Annotated in this window: 16 protein-coding genes; 10 read left to right on the top strand and 6 right to left on the bottom strand. The window is 65.5% G+C overall.

From position 1 onward, the window contains the following. Window positions 1–70 precede the first annotated feature (70 nt). From L1965_RS06285 to L1965_RS06275, 3 genes are read left to right on the top strand one after another with little or no spacing between them, the layout of a single operon-like run. Window positions 71–1,099, top strand: a complete 1,029-nt coding sequence (locus tag L1965_RS06285; RefSeq protein ID WP_235755544.1) for a glycosyltransferase family 2 protein — start codon at window positions 71–73, stop codon at window positions 1,097–1,099. Beyond that, window positions 1,096–2,784, top strand: coding sequence for a DUF5927 domain-containing protein (locus L1965_RS06280; RefSeq protein ID WP_235755543.1), 1,689 nt, complete (start codon window positions 1,096–1,098; stop codon window positions 2,782–2,784). Before L1965_RS06285 ends, L1965_RS06280 begins: the two co-directional genes overlap by 4 nt. Further along, window positions 2,781–4,178 carry a hypothetical protein gene (locus tag L1965_RS06275; protein WP_235755542.1) on the top strand — a complete coding sequence of 466 codons (1,398 nt, stop codon included), beginning with the start codon at window positions 2,781–2,783 and terminating at the stop codon, window positions 4,176–4,178. The genes L1965_RS06280 and L1965_RS06275 overlap by 4 nt, the downstream gene beginning before the upstream one ends. A 53-nt stretch (window positions 4,179–4,231) precedes the next feature. Here L1965_RS06275 and L1965_RS06270 read toward each other — a convergent pair whose 3' ends face one another. After that, the gene (locus L1965_RS06270; RefSeq protein ID WP_235755541.1) at window positions 4,232–5,623 is read right to left on the bottom strand and encodes a phosphohexomutase domain-containing protein; all 1,392 of its coding nucleotides are present in this window, start codon (window positions 5,621–5,623) and stop codon (window positions 4,232–4,234) included. A 253-nt stretch (window positions 5,624–5,876) separates the two neighbouring features. Between L1965_RS06270 and L1965_RS06265 the strand changes: the two genes are divergently transcribed. The 6 genes from L1965_RS06265 (at window position 5,877) to L1965_RS06240 (ending at window position 10,180) form a co-directional block, all read left to right on the top strand. Continuing rightward, window positions 5,877–6,278, top strand: coding sequence for a ketosteroid isomerase-related protein (locus tag L1965_RS06265; protein WP_235755540.1), 402 nt, complete (start codon window positions 5,877–5,879; stop codon window positions 6,276–6,278). Next, window positions 6,275–6,859: a GNAT family N-acetyltransferase gene (locus L1965_RS06260; RefSeq protein WP_235755539.1), complete on the top strand. Its 585-nt coding sequence runs from the start codon at window positions 6,275–6,277 to the stop codon at window positions 6,857–6,859. Before L1965_RS06265 ends, L1965_RS06260 begins: the two co-directional genes overlap by 4 nt. Beyond that, window positions 6,856–7,710, top strand: coding sequence for a carbon-nitrogen hydrolase family protein (locus tag L1965_RS06255; RefSeq protein ID WP_235755538.1), 855 nt, complete (start codon window positions 6,856–6,858; stop codon window positions 7,708–7,710). The genes L1965_RS06260 and L1965_RS06255 overlap by 4 nt, the downstream gene beginning before the upstream one ends. An 89-nt stretch (window positions 7,711–7,799) precedes the next feature. Next, the gene (arfB, locus tag L1965_RS06250) at window positions 7,800–8,222 is read left to right on the top strand and encodes an alternative ribosome rescue aminoacyl-tRNA hydrolase ArfB (protein ID WP_235755537.1); all 423 of its coding nucleotides are present in this window, start codon (window positions 7,800–7,802) and stop codon (window positions 8,220–8,222) included. Beyond that, complete coding sequence (locus L1965_RS06245; RefSeq protein WP_235755536.1) at window positions 8,219–8,704, top strand: NUDIX hydrolase; 486 nt, start codon at window positions 8,219–8,221, stop codon at window positions 8,702–8,704. Before arfB ends, L1965_RS06245 begins: the two co-directional genes overlap by 4 nt. A gap of 36 nt (window positions 8,705–8,740) precedes the next feature. Continuing rightward, a complete protein-coding gene (locus tag L1965_RS06240) occupies window positions 8,741–10,180 on the top strand; it encodes an inorganic phosphate transporter (protein WP_235755535.1) in 1,440 nt (479 codons plus the stop codon). A gap of 19 nt (window positions 10,181–10,199) precedes the next feature. Here L1965_RS06240 and pncB read toward each other — a convergent pair whose 3' ends face one another. Further along, entirely contained in the window at window positions 10,200–11,492 is a 1,293-nt protein-coding gene (gene pncB / locus L1965_RS06235; protein WP_235755534.1) for a nicotinate phosphoribosyltransferase, read from the bottom strand. A 66-nt stretch (window positions 11,493–11,558) separates the two neighbouring features. Then, on the bottom strand, window positions 11,559–12,155 hold the full coding sequence (gene pncA / locus L1965_RS06230; protein WP_235755533.1) for a bifunctional nicotinamidase/pyrazinamidase: 597 nt from the start codon (window positions 12,153–12,155) through the stop codon (window positions 11,559–11,561). Between the two features lie 238 nt (window positions 12,156–12,393). Between pncA and trhO the strand changes: the two genes are divergently transcribed. Beyond that, on the top strand, window positions 12,394–13,299 hold the full coding sequence (trhO, locus tag L1965_RS06225) for an oxygen-dependent tRNA uridine(34) hydroxylase TrhO (protein ID WP_235755532.1): 906 nt from the start codon (window positions 12,394–12,396) through the stop codon (window positions 13,297–13,299). Here the strand turns inward: trhO and L1965_RS06220 are convergent. From L1965_RS06220 to L1965_RS06210, 3 genes are all read right to left on the bottom strand, one after another. Then, on the bottom strand, window positions 13,296–14,396 hold the full coding sequence (locus L1965_RS06220; protein ID WP_235755531.1) for a DUF475 domain-containing protein: 1,101 nt from the start codon (window positions 14,394–14,396) through the stop codon (window positions 13,296–13,298). The genes trhO and L1965_RS06220 overlap by 4 nt on opposite strands. A 449-nt stretch (window positions 14,397–14,845) precedes the next feature. After that, a complete protein-coding gene (locus L1965_RS06215) occupies window positions 14,846–15,469 on the bottom strand; it encodes an ABC-type transport auxiliary lipoprotein family protein (RefSeq protein ID WP_235755530.1) in 624 nt (207 codons plus the stop codon). Window positions 15,470–15,480: 11 nt separating this feature from the next. Continuing rightward, entirely contained in the window at window positions 15,481–16,728 is a 1,248-nt protein-coding gene (locus L1965_RS06210) for an MlaD family protein (RefSeq protein ID WP_235755529.1), read from the bottom strand. Window position 16,729: the final 1 nt, after the last annotated feature.

The following is a 16,729-nucleotide window of genomic DNA, read 5'->3' as shown; positions in this document are numbered from 1 at the left end:
TCGGCCCGCAAGACCGCATGTCCAAGACGATGGTCCGAACGGCAATATCCGATCCAGTCTGCGCCACCCAATGATGCGCCTCAGCAATATTCCGCTGCCAGAACGCCTTCGTCGCAGGGCAGAGCGGCAATGGCTGATCGGGCGCGCGGCAAACCGGCGCCGGGCGCTGCGATCGGTGATCGACCGCACCGGGCAGATCCTGCCCGACGATATCCTGACCTTCGTGACCCAACGGAACGAGCGGATCCGCCTGCCCTATTTCCTGGATTACTACCGCGAGATGGGTGTGCGCCATTTCCTGTTCGTCGATAACGCAAGCGACGACGGCAGCACCGACTATCTGCGCGAGCAGCCCGATGTCTCGTTGTGGTGGACCGACGCCAGCTACAAGCGGGCACGGTTCGGGATGGACTGGATCAACTGGCTGCTGCTGCGATACGGGCGCCATCACTGGTGCCTGACCGTCGATCCGGACGAGTTCCTGATCTATCCCCATTGCGACAGCCGCCCGCTGCCGGCGCTGACCGACTGGCTGGATGCCTCGGGGCGCCGGTCCTTTCCGGCCATGCTGCTGGACATGTATCCCCGCGGCGGGATCGAGGATGAGCCCTATGCCGAAGGTCAGGATCCGTTCCAGATCGCGCGCTGGTTCGACCCTGCGAACTACTCGATCAGCAAGAACCAGTATTTCGGCAATCTGTGGATCCAGGGCGGACCGCGGACCCGCGCCTTCTTCACCTATGACCCGCTGACCGGACCGGCGCTGAACAAGATCCCGCTGGTCAGGTGGAACTGGCGCTATGCCTATGTCAGCTCGACCCACATGCTGCTGCCCCGAAGCCTGAACGAGGTCTATGACGAGGATGGCGGAGAGATGGCCTCGGGCTGTCTGCTGCATGCGAAGTTTCTGTCCACCTTCGCCGAGAAATCGACCGAAGAGCTGGACCGCCGTCAGCATTATGCCAACAGCAAGGAATATCGTGCGTATCACGCCGGGTTGCAGACCGGAACCCGGCTTTGGTGCAGCGAATCGCGCGAATACCAGGGCTGGCGGCAACTTGAGGATCTGGGGCTGATCAGCCGGGGGAACTGGGCATGACAGCGGCGGTCCGTCTTGGCGTGATCCTGCTCTGCCATGCCGAACTGGAGGTCGCGGCCCGGATGGCCCGCATCTGGGCCGAAGGCGGCGCGCATGTGGTCATCCATGTGGACCTCAACGTGCCCGAGGCCAGGATGTCGCCGATGCGCACCGCGCTGGCCGATCTGGACAACGTCGTCTATTCGCGGCGCCACCGCTGCGCCTGGGGCCGGTTCAGCCTGGTCAGGGCGACGCAGGACGCCGCGCAGCACCTGCTTGCGGCCTTTCCCGACACGACCCATGTCTATCTTGCCTCGGGCGCCTGTCTTCCGTTGCGCCCGGTGGCCGAGCTGACGGCTTATCTGGCCGCCGACCCGCAGCGTGACCATATCGAAAGCGTCAGCGCCCATGAGGTCGGCTGGACCGTCGGCGGGCTGAACGAAGAACGCTTCACGCTGTATTATCCGCTGGATTGGCGGCGACACCGCTGGCTGTTCGATCGTTTCGTCGAATGGCAGAGGCGGCTGAATGTGCGGCGTCGCGTGCCGCGCGGCCTTTCCCCGCATCTGGGGTCGCAATGGTGGTGCCTGACGACGGCCACCTTGCAGTCCATCCTGAACGATCCCCGGCGGGCCGAGTTCGACCGCTATTTCCGGCTGAGCTGGATCCCGGACGAGAGCTATTTCCAGACCCTGGCACGCCGTCACTCGGTGACTATCGAAAGCCAGTCGCTGACGCTGGCCAAGTTCGATCACAAGGGCCGACCCTACCAGCTTTATGACGATCACATCCGGATGCTGGAAGAGTCGCGCTGCTTCGTGGCGCGCAAGGCATGGCCGCGAGCGGCGAACTTGCTGTCACATTTCCCGCTGCCTGCGGGCGCGGTGCCGGATCCGTCGCCACCACAACCGGCGCGGATCGAAAGGCTGATCAACCGCACCGTAAGGCGGCGGGTGCTGGGGCGGCCGGGCCTCTACATGCAAAGCCGTTTTCCCCGCAAGGATGCCGAAAACGGCAAGACCTCTGCCCCCTACGCGGTCTTTCAGGGTTTCAGCGATGTCTTTCCGGACTTCGAACAATGGCTGTCGGGGCGCCTTTCGGGGGACGTGCATGGCCATCTTCTGGGCCCCGAACAGGTCGAATTCGCCGGCCGGCCGCAGGTCGGGCCGGGGGCGATCTCGGCCAACCCGGTGCTGCGTGACCACGACGCGCAGGGCTTTCTGACCGCTCTGATCCGGATCACCCCGCGGATGCAGGTGTTCCAGTTCAGCCCGCGCGACAACCAGGTGCTGAACTGGTTCATCGCCACCGACCCCAACGCCCATCTTCTGGTCATCACCGGCGCGTGGATGTTGCCGCTTCTGCATTCGGGCATGCCCTTCGACGATATCCGCCGGGTGACCGCGCAGCTTCAGCGCGCCGAGCTGGCGCAGCTTGAGGTGCTGAACTCGGTCTGGGTGAAGGCTCGCGTCCAGATCCATGATCTGAGCGACTTCCTGGCGCGGCCGCTGGCGCTGCTGGACGAGGCGGTGCGCCAGGTCCAGCCGACGGTTGACCCGATCGACGCATTGCCCCGGATGCGCGATCTGACAGGGCTGGATGAACTGTTGCGGAAGCTGCGCAACGCCGGTCTCAGGCCCCGGCTGACCGGCGACGGGCTGAGATTGCCCGAACAGCCTGACAACGAAAGGACCGCCGCCGAATGACGACAGGCTTCCGCAGTTTCGTGATCTTTGCCGAGATGCGCACGGGATCCAATCTCCTCGAGGCGACGCTGAACCGGGTCAAGAAGGTCACCTGCTTTGGCGAGGCCTTCAATCCCTACATGATGGGCTGGCCCGACAAGGAGGAGTTGCAGGGCGTCAGCCGCGCCGAGCGCGAGGCCGATCCGATGCCGCTGCTGGCCAGGCTGTTCGACAAGCCGGGGCATCTGCCGGGCTTTCGCTATTTCCACGACCACGATCCGCGGGTGTTCGACGCCATCATGGACAACCGCGCCTGCGCCAAGATCGTGCTGACACGCAACCCGCTGGACAGCTATGTCTCGACCCGGCTGGCGCAAGAGACCAACCAGTGGAAGCTGAACGAGACCGAATCCGCGATCCCTGCCGCAATCACCTATGATGGCGCCGAATTCCAGCAGCTTCTGGCCGAGGTCGAGGCGTTCCAGCTGCGGGTGATGCACCGCCTGCAATCCACCGGGCAGGCGGCCTTCTGGCTGGGATACGAGGATCTGCGCGATTCCGAGGTGATGACCGGCCTTCTGCACTGGCTGGGACGCAGCGATATCGAACAGGTCGATCCGGCGCGCGATCAGGTGCCGCAGAATCCGCGCGAACTGGCCGACAAGGTGACCAATTTCGGCGCGATGCAGGCCGATCTGGCGCGACTGGACCCGTTCGCACTGCGCAGGATCCCGAATTTCGAACCCCGCCGCGGCCCTGCCGTGCCAAGCTTTCAGGTCTGCGCGGCCGGCGCCGGCCTGCTGCACATGCCGATCCCAGGTGGCCCCGTCGAGATGCTGCAAGGCTGGATGCGCGCCCTTGGGGCGGTGTCTGGCAACTTCAATCAGAACAGCCTGCGCCAGTGGAAGCGGGCCCATCCCGGCCATCGCAGCTTTGCCGTGCTGCGCCATCCGCTGCTGCGGGCCTGGGATGCCTTCCTGCATTTGCTGACCGCAGCCCGGCCCGACCTGCGAAAGCTGATGCGCGAGGTGCATCGGGTGCCGCTGCCCGAGGATGAGGCGCTGGCCGATCTGGCAGAGGATCGCACCGCCGCGCTCTTCGCGGATTTCCTTGCGTTCCTGCGCCGGCAGCTGAACGGCCAGACGACGCTGCCCACCCATCCGGTCTGGGCGACGCAGTCCGAGATCGTTGCGGGATTCGCCCGCTTTGCCCAACCCGACCTGCTGGTCCGCGAATCGCGGCTGGCCGAGGATCTGGGCTTTCTGTGCCGGCAGGTCGGTATCGAGGAGATGCGCGAGGACCGGCTGGCCGCCGAGGAACATCCGGACTTCCTTTCGGACCCTGCGCTGATCGCCGCCGCCAGATCCGCCTATCTGCGCGATTATGTCTCGTTCGGTTTTGCGGACCGGCCCTGAGACGAAAGGGCCGCGCCTTCCGGGGCGCGGCCTTGTGCCGGCAATCCCTGCGTTCAGGCCTTCAGCAGCGCGGCCAGCTCTGCCTGCTTTTCCGCCACCAGTTCCGCGTCTCCGTCGGCCTCGAGGTTCAGCCGCACGACCGGCTCGGTGTTCGACTTGCGCAGGTTGAAGCGCCAGTTGCCGAAATCCAGCGATACCCCGTCCAGATCGTCGCGGCTGTCGGCCTGCGGCTCGTAGCGGTCGATCAACCGTGCGATCGCCGCGTCCGGGTCCTCGATATGGTAATTGGTCTCGCCCGAGGATGGATACAGCCGCATCCGTTCCGACAACAGTTCGGCCAGGGTCTTGCCCTTGCGCGACAGCAACTCGACCATCAGCAGCCAGGGGATCATGCCGCTGTCGCAATAATAGAAGTCGCGGAAATAGTGATGCGCCGACATCTCGCCGCCATAGATCGCGCCGACATCGCGCATCTTGCGCTTGATGAAGGCATGGCCGGTCTTGCTGACGACAGCTTCGCCGCCCGCTTCCTCGATCATCGCGCGGGTGTTCATGATCACCCGCGGATCATGCACGATCTTTTCCCCCGGTGACTTTTCCAGGAACGCCGCGGCCAGCAGGCCGACGATATATTCTCCCGGGATGAACCGGCCATTCTCGTCAAAGAAGAAGCAGCGGTCGAAATCGCCGTCCCACGCCACGCCCAGATCGGCTTTCTCCTCGATCATCCGCGCGACGGTCGGCGGCTGGTTTTCAGGCAGCAGCGGGTTGGGGATGCCGTTCGGAAAGCTGCTGTCCACGTCGTGATGCATGCGCACGAATGTCAGCGGCGCCCCGCGCCGGTGCAATTCGTCGGCGATCGCATCGAAGGTCGGTCCCGCCGTACCGTTTCCGGCATTGACCACGATCGTCATCGGGCGCAATGCCTCGATGTCCACGAAATCGACCATCGCCCTGGCATAACCGGCGCGGGCGTGACTGAAATCGGTGACCTCGCCCTTCTTCGCGACCGGCGCGAAGTCGCCCGAGGTCGCCAGCTCCACGATCGGGGGCAGTTCGGTCGCCGGGTCCAGCGGCGCCGAGCCGCGTCCGACGATCTTCATGCCGTTATAGTTGATCGGATTGTGCGAGGCGGTGACCTCGACCCCGCCATCGGTGTCGTGAAACCCGGTATGGAAATACACTTCTTCGGTGCCGGCAAGGCCCAGGTCCAGCACGTCGGCGCCTGCGTCGGTCAGGCCCTCGATCAGCGCGCGGGCCAGTTCGGGCGAGGTTTCACGGCTGTCGCGGCCAACGACGACACGCCCGGCCTTGCGCGCCTGCGCGAAGGCACGCCCGATCCGGTAGGCGACATCGGTATCCAGGTTCTTGCCAAGCTCGCCGCGCACGTCGTAGGCCTTGAAGCAGGTGATCTCCCGGTGGCCAAGCTGGTCCCGTCCGTCCATAAGCGCGAATCCTCCATACGCGGGTTTGCAATAGCGCTAACAGCTTGCCATCTAAATTCAAGCATGGCCAGTCTGCGGCGGCGCGATCCGGGATTCGGGATGTCGCGCCCGTCGCGTGGTGGGTCGGATGGCGCCGATCCTTTCCGGCCGCGCAAGTGTTAGCTGTGGATACCGCCTCACCTGGTCCCTTGCGCCGAGGTGACGCGCAGCACGAACAAGGCTAGTCCGGCCACAGGCAAGAAGGAGAACCGCGATGGATACCAGGACCCTGATCGCAGACTATTTCAAGGCGTTCAACGCAGGTCAGACCGACCGGATGCTGGACCTGCTGCATGACGAGATCGAGCATCACGTCAACGAGGGCAAGATCCGGCGCGGCAAGGCCCTGTTTGCGGAATTCAACGCGCATATGACCGACAGCTACAAGGAAGAGCTGACCGATTTGCAGGTCTTTGCAAACGACGAGGGCGACCGGGCGGCTGCCGAGTTCATCGTGAACGGCACCTATCTCAAGACCGATGAGGGCCTGCCCGAGGCGCATGGACAAACCTACCGGCTGCCCGCAGGTTCGTTCTTCACGATCCGCGACGGCAAGATCGCCCGCGTCACCACCTATTACAACCTGGCCGACTGGGTGCGGCAGGTCAGCCAATGACCGTCAGCACGCGCGTTCTGACCGGCGATGCGCTGGCGGCCGCGCTGCCCGACGTGGCGCGTCTGCGCATGGCGGTGTTCCGCGACTGGCCCTATCTCTATGACGGCGACGCGGAATACGAAGAGGATTACCTGCAAGCCTATCAGTCGCCCGGCGCGGTGGTGGTGGCCGCGCTGGATGGCGAACGGATCGTCGGCGCAGCGACCGGCGCGCCAATGGCCGACCACGCCGCGGATTTCGCCGCCGCCTGGGCGGACCGGCCGGAACCGCTGTCGCAGATCTTTTACTGTGCGGAATCGGTGCTGCTCCCCGAGTATCGCGGCCATGGCATCGGCCACGCCTTCTTCGATGCGCGCGAGGCACATGCCCGCGCTCTGGGCGCCCGCTATTGCGCCTTTTGCAGTGTGATCCGGCCGGCCGATCATCCGGCGCGGCCCGCCGATTACCGCCCGCTGGACGGGTTCTGGCACAAGCGCGGTTATCGGCAACTGCCGGGTGTCACCGCCAGCTTTTCCTGGAAAGACCTGGGCGAGGACAGCGAGACCGAGAAACAGCTGCAATTCTGGATGAGAGAGCTATGAAGATCGCCGCCGCCGCCTATCCGCTCGACTGGTTCGACGATTTCGCCGCATACGAGGCCAAGCTGACCCGCTGGGTTCAGGATGCGCAGGGCGCGGACCTGCTGGTCTTTCCCGAATATGGCGCGATGGAACTGGCCTCGATCGGGGGGCGCCAGGTCGCGGGCGATCTGCAAGCCTCGCTGCACGAGGTCGCCCGCCATGAACGGGCTGCGGCCGATCTGCACGCGCGGCTGGCGGCGCAGAATGGCTGCCACATCCTCGCCGCCTCGGGCCCCTGCTTCGAGGCCGGGCGCCCGTTGAACCGAGCCGTGCTGTTCGGCCCGCAGGGCCGAATCGGGCACCAGGACAAGCAGGTCATGACGCGGTTCGAACGCGATCCCTGGGGTGTTGTCGGAGGGCATGGGCTGCGCGTCTTCGACACGTCGATCGGGCGCATCGGCGTGCTGATCTGCTATGACAGCGAGTTTCCCCTGCTGGGCCGCGTTCTTGCAGAGGCCGGCGTCGAATTGCTGCTTGTCCCAAGCTGCACCGATACGGTCGCGGGTTATCACCGGGTCCGCATCGGCGCGATGGCGCGCGCGCTGGAAAGCCAGTGCGTCGTGGTTCACGCCCCGACGGTCGGGCCGGTGGACTGGAATCCGGCGCTGGACGAAAACCGAGGCCGCGCCGCCATCTATGGCCCGCCCGACGGGCTCTGGCCCGAAACCGGCATCATCGCGGAAGGCGCGATGGACAGTCCCGGCTGGGTCATGGCCGAGATCGACCTTGCCCGGGTCGCGCAAAGCCGGCGCGATGGCGCGGTTCTGCCTTATGCCCATTGGCCCGAATCCGCGAGTTCCGGGCTTATCTGAGGCGTTTTTGCATCCGCCTGTTGCGGATTTTACCATTCCTTAATCAATCCTGCTTTAACTGGCAGGAAAGAACGCCATATCTTGCGGTCATGCTGTATGTGACCGACCAGATCGAGATTGAGGAGTGGGAGCTGTCCGAGCAGTTCACCCGGTCGCAAGGGCCGGGCGGCCAGAATGTGAACAAGGTCGAAACCGCCGTGGAACTGCGCTTCGAGGCCGCGCGTTCTCCTGGCCTGACCGATCAGGTGAAACGCCGGCTTCAGCGGTTGGCGGGACGACGCTGGACGTCGGACGGCGCGGTCCTGATCGTGGTTCAGGAAACCCGCAGCCAGGCAAGAAACCGCGAGATCGCAAGGGATCGACTGGCCGAACTGATCCGAAAGGCGACCGTGGCGCCGAAAAGGCGCATCGCGACGCGTCCGACGCTTGGCAGCAAGAAACGACGGCTGAAGGCCAAGACCGTGCGCGGTGAGGTCAAGGCCTTGAGGGGAAAGGTGGATTCCAACGAATGAACGCGCTGCGCAGCTCATTTCGGATGTTGATCGGGAAAAGGCCGCCTGCCTTGCAGGTCGGTGCGGTCTGTCTTGATCCGGCCACCGGCAAGGTTCTGCTGATCACCAGCCGGGGAACTGGCCGCTGGATCATTCCCAAGGGCTGGCCAATGGAGGGCATGACGCTGCCCGGCGCCGCAGCACGCGAAGCCTGGGAAGAGGCGGGCGTCGAGGGGCGCGTGGGCCTGGAGGAGCTGGGGCGCTATTCCTATCAGAAGGACGACGACAGCGGTTTCGCGATTGCGGTCGAGGTACGCGTCTTTCCGCTGCATGTGTCACGCTCCTCAAGCGAATTTCCGGAATCCGATCAGCGTCGCCGCCGCTGGTTCCCGCCCCACGAGGCGGCGCGGCTGGTCGCCGAGCCGGGGCTGAGGCGGATCCTGGCCAGCATGACGGATGCGCCCGGGCATGGGCGCGGGGCGGTCGATGACAGCAGGCCTTGAGGCACGACGCGGCATCGGCAAGGCGGGCAAGGGCTGATGCGCACCGGACGCAGTTTCCATACGCTCGACAAGGATCTCGGGCGCGTCACCAATACCGAGGCGGCACAGCGTCATGCGTTCCGGCCTGTCTGGCGCCTGGGGCTGGCGGTGCTGTTGCTGGTCGCTGCGCTGATCCTGGCGACGGCGTTTGGGCTGGGGAACACGGACTATGCCGCGCTGGCTGCCGGGCTGATCGTTGCGGGCTGGCTTGGGCTGGCGATCGGGTCGAACGATGTGGCGAACTCGCTTGGACCAGCGGTGGGGGCCGGTGCGATCGGATTGCTGCCTGGCCTGCTGCTGGTGGCTTTGGCCGAGGTCGCGGGCGCCAGCCTTGCCGGCGGCGCGGTGACGGACAGGCTGGCCAACGGGATCATCGACGCAAGAGCGCTGACCGTGGGAATCGAGGCGCAGATCGTCATGCTGTCGGCCCTTGTCGGCGCGGCGGCCTGGATCACCACGGCGACCGGGATCGGCCTGCCGGTCAGCACATCGCATTCCATCGTGGGCGGGATCGCCGGTGCCGGGATGGCGGCTTTGGGGACGAGCGCCGTGGAGTGGACCACGCTGGCGATCATCACCTCGACCTGGCTGATCGCGCCCCTGATCGCCGGCGCAGTGGCCGGCTTGCTGGTCATCTTCGTGCGGTTGCAGGTTCTGGATGCGGCCGACCGGGCCGCCGCCGCGCGGGTCTGGCTGCCGCTGCTTGTGGGCGCGATGAGCGGGCTGTTCGCATCCTATCTGGTGCTGCTTGCGCGGCCCCGATTGCCCCTGCTGTCAACCATGCCGATGGTCGTGCCCGCAGGGGTGGCGATTGCCCTGATCGGCGCCGCCCTGATGCGCCGCAAGGTGAATGCCGAGCTGATCCTCTCGGACGGGAAAACCGGCAGCAAGCGCCTGTTCCGGCCAGCCCTGCTGGTCGCCGCGACGATGATGGGCTTCGCGCATGGGGCGAACGATGTCGGCAACGTCGCGGGTCCGCTATCGGTGATTCTTGCCGGCAGCGCGACCACCGGATCCTTCGTCATGCCGGTCGGCGCCCTTTTGATGGCCGGCCTGGCCATCGCGCTTGGCACGCTGCTGTTCGGTCGCCGTCTGGTGGTGATGGTCGGCAGCGGCATTACCCGCCTGAATGCCGGACGCGCCTTCTGCGTCTCGCTGGCGACGGCGGCGACGGTCCTGGCGTCGTCGGCGCTTGGCCTGCCGGTGTCCACGACCCATGTCGCGGTTGGCGGGATCTTCGGCGTGGGCTTTGCGCGTGAATGGCTTGACCGCCGAAGAAACAAGTCACGATCTCCGATGCCGGCAGAGGAAACCCGCCGCCGCATGCTGATCCGCCGCAGCCACGTCGCCACGATCGCCGCTGCATGGGTGGTGACGGTGCCGGCTACGGCGCTGCTGGGAGGCGCGTGCTGCCTGCTGATCCTGCGGCTGACATGACGTCGAGAGCCCCGCCAGGTCAGACATGGACCGGCTGGGAAGCCTGTTTCTCGACGCCGAACACCCGCCGGTAGCGTTCGATTTCATCCGCGGGGCCGGTTGCCTTGGCGGGGTTGTCCGAAAGCTTGACGGTTGGACGGCCATTGGCCGCCACAGCCTTGCAGACAAGGCTGAACGGGGCCAGGCCATTGCCAGGAACCAGCCCGCGGAAATCGTTGGTCAAAAGCGTGCCCCAGCCGAAACTGACCTTCACCCGGCCGTGGAACTGGCGGTGAAGTTCCACGATCTTGTCGGCGTCCAGCCCGTCGGAAAAGATCACCAGTTTTTCGCGCGGATCCTCGCCGCGCTCGCGCCACCAGCGTATCGCGGTCTCTGCGCCGCGCACCGGATCGCCGCTGTCGATCCGGATGCCGGTCCAGCCCGCCAGCCAGTCGGGCGCATGCTGAAGAAACCCGTCGGTGCCATAGGTGTCGGGCAGGATGATACGCAGATTGCCGTCATGTTCCTCGTGCCAGTCGGCCAGAACGTCATAGGGCGCGCGGCGCAGTTCGGCATCATCCCGCGCCAGCGCCGCATAGACCATCGGCAACTCGTGCGCATTGGTGCCGATCGCCTCGATGTCGCGACGCATCGCGATCGCGCAGTTCGAAGTGCCCGCGAAGCGATCCCCCAGCCCCTCGATCATCGCCTGCACGGCCCAGTCCTGCCACAGATAGCTGTGCCGTCGGCGGGTCCCGAAATCGGCAATCCGCAGGCCCTGGAGGCCGTTCAGCAGCCCGATCTTTTCCCAAAGCCGGGTCATGGCGCGGGCATAAAGAACCTGCAATTCGAACCGGCCCATATCCTTCAACTCGGCCCGGGATCGCAGTTCCATCAGGATCGCGAGGGCAGGGATTTCCCACAGCATCACCTCGGGCCACCTGCCCTCGAATGTCAGCTCGTACTGGCCGTCGTTCTTTTCGAGATGATAGGGGGGCAGGCGCAATCCCTCGAGGAATTCCATGAAGTCCGGCCGGAACATCTGACGCTTGCCGTAGAACGTATTTCCGCGCAACCAGGTGCTTTCGCCGCGCGCCAGCGACAGGCCGCGCACATGGTCCAGCTGCTCGCGCAGTTCACCCTCGTCCACCAGGTCGGCCAGTCGAACCGACTTGGTGCGGTTGATGAGGCTGAAGGTGACGTTGGTGTCGCGCCGGTTGCGAAAAACCGACTGGCACATCAGCAGCTTGTAGAAATCCGTGTCGATCAGCGACCGCACGATGGGGTCGATCTTCCACTTGTGGTTATAGACGCGCGTGGCGATATCGACCATGTCCGGGTCCCCTTCATCCGCCCTTGGTGCCCCGAAAGCGGCGGAGTGTGCAAGCCCGCCGCGCGTCTAGCGCAGGATGACGCCCGCTTCGCGCATGTCGCCTTGCGCCCTTGCCTTGCTGCCGTCTAGATCGATGGCGCGGGTCGCCTGCTCGACGACGGTGACGGAAAAGCCCAGCCTGGCGGCGTCCAGCGCGCTCCACGCGACGCAAAAATCATGGGCCAGGCCGACGAAGGTCACGGCGTCCATCTGGCGTTCGCGCAGATAGCCGGCCAGGCCCGTCGGCGTCCGGTGGTCATTGTCGAAAAAGGCCGAGTAGCTGTCGATCTGCGGCCGGAACCCCTTGCGGATCACCAGATCCGCGCGGGACAGGTCCAGGCTGCGATGGAAGGCGGCGCCTTCGCTGCCGATGACGCAGTGGCGGGGCCACAGAACCTGCTTGCCATAGGGCATGTCGATGACGCTGAAGGCTTCGCCGTTGGGATGATTGTCGGCGAAGCTGGCGTGATGGGCGGGATGCCAGTCCTGGGTCAGCACGACCGCATCGAAATCGGCCATCATCGCGTTGATCGGCCCGATGATTTCATCGCCGTCTGCCACGGCCAGCGCACCGCCTGGACAGAAATCGTTCTGCATGTCGATCACGATCAGTGCGTGTGCCATTCTCAGGGCTCCTTGCGGGTTCTGTCGTGATGCAGGAAATCGCAAAGCGCCGCAGGGATGCAAGACCTAGCCTGGCCGCGCGAGGCCCGTTCGCGTCTTTCCACGATGGATTGCACCCGCTCAGGAGTCCGGGTTTCGGCGCGAAATTGGATCGGTGCTGCCGGCCGACGGGGGCCTGGCGAAGGGGATGGCGTTCCGACCCTTGTCAGGCGGGACTTGGCTGGCTTATGCCGCGCCCATGCTGACTGTTGCCGCACTGTATCACTTTACCCGATTCGAGGACCCCGAAGCATTGCGGGGGCCCTTGGCGCGGCTGGCCTGCGCACGCGGGGTCAGGGGCACGCTGCTGCTGGCGCGCGAGGGCATCAACGGCACCATTGCCGGCTCTCGGGCGGACATCGATGCGGTGCTGGCCCATATCCGGTCCCTTCCGGGATGCAGCGGACTGGAATGGAAGGAAAGCCCCGCTGAAGCCATGCCCTTCGCGCGCATGAAGGTGAGGCTGAAACGCGAGATCGTGACCATGGGCCAGCCGGATGTCGATCCGACCGCCGCCGTCGGACATTATGTCGAGCCTGCCGACTGGAACGCCCTGATTTCCGCCCCGGACGTCGCCGTCATCGACACCCGCAATGATTACGAGGTCGAAATCGGCACGTTCGAGGGCGCGGTCGATCCGGGCACAGGCAGTTTTCGCGATTTCCCGGCATGGTGGGCGCAGAACGCCCACCGATTTCACAACAAGCGCGTCGCGATGTTCTGCACCGGCGGCATACGGTGCGAGAAGTCGACCAACTACCTGATCTCGCAGGGAGTCGAGGATGTTTTTCACCTCAAGGGCGGCATCCTGAAATATCTCGAGGACGTTTCCGAACAGGACAGCCTGTGGCGCGGCGAGTGTTTCGTGTTCGACCAGCGCGTCAGCCTTGGCCACGGCCTGCGCCAGGGACGTCACGGGCTGTGCCATGCCTGCCGACGACCCGTTTCCCCCGAGGATCGCGCGCGACCGGAATACGAGCAGGGCGTGTCATGCCATCGCTGCCTGGGCGAATACGACCAGGCCGACCGTGCCCGGTTCCGCGAGCGCCAGCGTCAGTTCGACCTGGCGGCGGCGCGGGCGGCGGAAGACGACCCGAAGGACTAGGTCTGACCGCCCGAGGCCTCACGCCGGTTCGACAGGATCGAGGACCAGAGCGACAGCCCGATCAAAGCCGCCCCGCCAAGCCCGGTGATGATTTCGGGGATGTGGACCAGCGACTGCGCGAACATGATCAGCGACAGCGCGATGATCGCATAGAAGGCGCCATGTTCCAGATACCGGTATTGGGTCAGCGTGCCGCGTTCGACCAGCATGATGGTCATCGACCGCACATACATCGCGCCGATCCCAAGCCCGATGGCGATCACGAACAGGTTCTGGCTTAGCGCGAACGCCCCGATCACGCCGTCGAAACTGAACGATGCGTCCAGCACCTCGAGATAAAGGAACGCGCCCAGACCACCGTGCACCGCGGTGTTGCGCGCATGATGCGCGTCATCCAGCAAGCCGCCCAGAACCTCGACCAGCAGGAAGGTCAGCAGCCCCCAGATCGCCGCCGAGAAGAACACGGTCTGCGCCTCGCCTTCCTGCATCCGCGCAAAGCCCAGAACGGTCAGCAACGTTACCGTCACCTCGACGCTTCGGATGGTGGCATAGCGCGACATCCGCCCCTCCAGCCAGTGCACCCAGTGCACGTCCTTTTCGTGGTCGAAGAAGAATCTGAGCCCGACCATCATCAGGAACGTGCCGCCGAAAGCCGCGATCGGCAGATGGGCGTCCTCCATGATCCGCGCATAGGCCTCGGGCTGGGCAGCCGCCAGCACGAGCGCCTGCCAGGGTCCGATCCTTGCCGCGACCACCACGATCAGCAGCGGAAAGACGATCCGCATGCCGAAGACGGCGATCAGGATGCCCCATGTCAGGAATCGCCGCTGCCATTCCGGGCGCATCGCCTTCAGCTTGTTGGCATTCACGATGGCGTTGTCGAAGGACAGCGAAATTTCCAGCACGGCCAGCACCGAGCAAATGAAGAAGATGGTCAGCGCGCCGGACCATGTGCCGGTGGTCTGCCAGCCAAGGACAGCCCCCAGGGCCAGCCCCAGCGCGGTCACGATGAAGGCCCAACGGAAATAGCGCAGCGTGGAACGCAGGCCCGCGGAATCGCTGTGGGCGTCGCCCGTGAGGGTAGTTCTGTCTTGCATGGGAAGGGTCTCGGCGGCCTGACAAGTTGCGATGCCGACATCACGGATGCGCCGCCACATCCGCCAGAGGGGCCCGGTCACCGAACTGCATCCGCCATGTTTGGCGGATGCAAGCGATATAGCACCGCAAGCGACGCTGTCAAAGCATGCTTGTCTGCGCCACGGGTCCTTCGGGACGGCGCGTCGGCTGACGGCGCTGCCGGCTCCGAGGGGCTTGCGGTCGCGGGTCAGGGACCGGCAATGCGCCCGGAGTCGGAAAGCCGCGAGACCGGTTCCTGCGGGATCCCTTCCTCGCGACAGGTTTCCTCGGCAGGGATGCGTCGCTGAAATCCCTGCCTAGACGGCGCTTCGGGCATGATCGTGCGAGGCGGCATCGTGACTCGGGCGCATCGCGGGGCGGCGCGCCGGCACCCGGCAGATCGATCGCCAAGCCCTGCGCCGGCGCAGGATCAGCGGCAACCCGCGAGGCTTGTGCCCGAGGCGGTCAGGGCCCATTCGGTCATCTGCGTGACCAGTTGCCGTGCGGCGGCGTCGAAGGCCGGGATCAGGTCTGCGGTGCGGGTGCTGGCCGCCGGGACGGTCGCGGCAAATCGGCCGCGAGAGATCACGTCCGCAGACATCTCGCTGACCAGTTGCGCGTCAACGGTCATCCGGATGACGACGCCGTCGGGGGTCAGTTCGGCGTTGAAATCCTCGATCTCGCTGATCATCGCCACATCGCCCGACAGGCCCAGAGGCGCGCGCCCGACATGATCGAAGCTGCGGGTGGCGCCCAGGTTCTGGACCAGCAGGCGTTGCAGCATTGCAGGCACGGTGTCGCCCCATTCCGCATCCGGCAGGTATTGCGTCTGCAGCGCCGACGGGCGGATCATGATGCGGTTGCTGTCAAGCGTGCCGCGCGCCTTGGGCGGTTCGATCACCATCTCGCCGACGCGGGATTTTCCGCATGTCACGGCGGCGGGCGGCCGCAATTCGAACAGGTCGCGCGCGGGTTCCCCCTGCAAGGCGGACAGGGCGCCGCATCCCGGCAGGGTGCCGAGGCCGATGACCAGAAGGACGGTGGGCAGTCGCATAACGAACCTCATCATCTGCGGAATTCGGGGGTGCGCGGTCCGGACAGCAACTGCGCCGGGTTCCGGCGCAGGGTCGAGACCAGCTGGTTCATGTTCTCGACCAGCGCCCGGATGTCCTGAGACAGGCGGCCGATCTGCGGCAGCGTGCCGCCCGCAAAGGTCTGAACCGGCTCGCGTGCGCTGTCCAGCACGCCTCGCAGCGAGCGAAAGGCGGCGGCGGCGGCGTCCGAAGCCTCGCGCAGGCTGGCGCTGATCTGCGGCAGGTCATCGGGCAGGTCGGCCAGCGCGTTGTTCAGGGTGCCAAGTGTGGCGCGCAGGTCGCCGGCGACGGGCGCGACGTCGCTGCTGATGATGCCCTCGGCCGCATCGAAGGCGCGTGTGCCTGCGTTCAGGGCCACGTCCAGCCTGTCCAGGCTGGCCTGTCCGCGCTCGGTCAGCCCGGTCAGCCCGGCGGCGCTGCGTTCCAGCTGCTGCGTCAGCGTTGTCAGGTCGCCCGAGACATAGCCATCCACCCGTTCCAGGGTCGAGGTCGCTCCGGCCAGCGTTGTCTCGGCCTGGGCGGCGGCATCGGCAAAGCGGTCCAGTGTCGTGCCGGCGCTGCGGCTCAGGTCTTCCATCTGCTCACCGAACGTGGCGATCCCCCCGGCCGCCTGCGAGATGGCCTTGCTGGCTTCTGCCACATCGTCCAGCGCCTGATCGAGATTGCCGCTGGATCGTTCGACATTGCCCAGGATCATCGCCACCCGCGCCTGGTTTTCCTCGCCCAGAATCTGCGCCAGCTGCTCGGCCACCAGGCTGAGGCGGCTGATGATCTGTGGCCCTTCATCCGTCAGGGTCTGCAGGGCCGAACGGCTGGACGGGATGACCGGCACTGCCGACGTGTCGGCATCCCGCAGCAGCGGCGCGCGTTCAGAGCCCGCGCTGATCGCCACCAGCGCCACGCCGGTGACACCCTGGATTTCCAGTGCGGCGGTGCTGTCCTTGCGGATCGGCGTATCCTCGACCACCTCCAGCCTGACGCGGACCGGAAGCGGATTGCCGGGCGCCAGCTGCATGTCCACGACGCGGCCCACAGGCAGCCCGGCAAAGCGCACCTCGGATGAGGGCCCAAGCCCCGAAACCTCGGGAAAGTAGACATCGTAATAGGCGAACTGGCGGTCCAGCTCGAGCCGGGCGAACCACATCACGAAGCCCAGGATGCCAAGGAACCCCGCGATGCTGAAGGCGCCGATCAGCATATAATTGGCTTTGGTTTCCATG

It is taken from the genome of Paracoccus salsus (assembly GCF_021556615.1).
Lineage (GTDB): Bacteria > Pseudomonadota > Alphaproteobacteria > Rhodobacterales > Rhodobacteraceae > Paracoccus > Paracoccus salsus.
Note: the sequence above shows the minus strand (reverse complement) of the source record. Positions and strands in the feature narration are given on the sequence as shown.

Excerpts from the sequence above, each read along its gene's own strand:
- L1965_RS06260 (WP_235755539.1), top strand. The coding sequence starts at position 6,275 with ATGACCGTCAGCACGCGCGTTCTGACCGGCGATGCGCTGGCGGCCGCG.
- L1965_RS06285 (WP_235755544.1), top strand. The coding sequence starts at position 71 with ATGATGCGCCTCAGCAATATTCCGCTGCCAGAACGCCTTCGTCGCAGG.
- pncA (WP_235755533.1), bottom strand. The coding sequence starts at position 12,155 with ATGGCACACGCACTGATCGTGATCGACATGCAGAACGATTTCTGTCCA.
- L1965_RS06270 (WP_235755541.1), bottom strand. The coding sequence starts at position 5,623 with ATGGACGGACGGGACCAGCTTGGCCACCGGGAGATCACCTGCTTCAAG.
- trhO (WP_235755532.1), top strand. The coding sequence starts at position 12,394 with ATGCTGACTGTTGCCGCACTGTATCACTTTACCCGATTCGAGGACCCC.
- L1965_RS06280 (WP_235755543.1), top strand. The coding sequence starts at position 1,096 with ATGACAGCGGCGGTCCGTCTTGGCGTGATCCTGCTCTGCCATGCCGAA.
- L1965_RS06215 (WP_235755530.1), bottom strand. The coding sequence starts at position 15,469 with ATGCGACTGCCCACCGTCCTTCTGGTCATCGGCCTCGGCACCCTGCCG.
- L1965_RS06210 (WP_235755529.1), bottom strand. The coding sequence starts at position 16,728 with ATGGAAACCAAAGCCAATTATATGCTGATCGGCGCCTTCAGCATCGCG.
- L1965_RS06275 (WP_235755542.1), top strand. The coding sequence starts at position 2,781 with ATGACGACAGGCTTCCGCAGTTTCGTGATCTTTGCCGAGATGCGCACG.
- L1965_RS06265 (WP_235755540.1), top strand. The coding sequence starts at position 5,877 with ATGGATACCAGGACCCTGATCGCAGACTATTTCAAGGCGTTCAACGCA.
- L1965_RS06220 (WP_235755531.1), bottom strand. The coding sequence starts at position 14,396 with ATGCAAGACAGAACTACCCTCACGGGCGACGCCCACAGCGATTCCGCG.
- L1965_RS06240 (WP_235755535.1), top strand. The coding sequence starts at position 8,741 with ATGCGCACCGGACGCAGTTTCCATACGCTCGACAAGGATCTCGGGCGC.
- L1965_RS06245 (WP_235755536.1), top strand. The coding sequence starts at position 8,219 with ATGAACGCGCTGCGCAGCTCATTTCGGATGTTGATCGGGAAAAGGCCG.
- pncB (WP_235755534.1), bottom strand. The coding sequence starts at position 11,492 with ATGGTCGATATCGCCACGCGCGTCTATAACCACAAGTGGAAGATCGAC.
- arfB (WP_235755537.1), top strand. The coding sequence starts at position 7,800 with ATGCTGTATGTGACCGACCAGATCGAGATTGAGGAGTGGGAGCTGTCC.
- L1965_RS06255 (WP_235755538.1), top strand. The coding sequence starts at position 6,856 with ATGAAGATCGCCGCCGCCGCCTATCCGCTCGACTGGTTCGACGATTTC.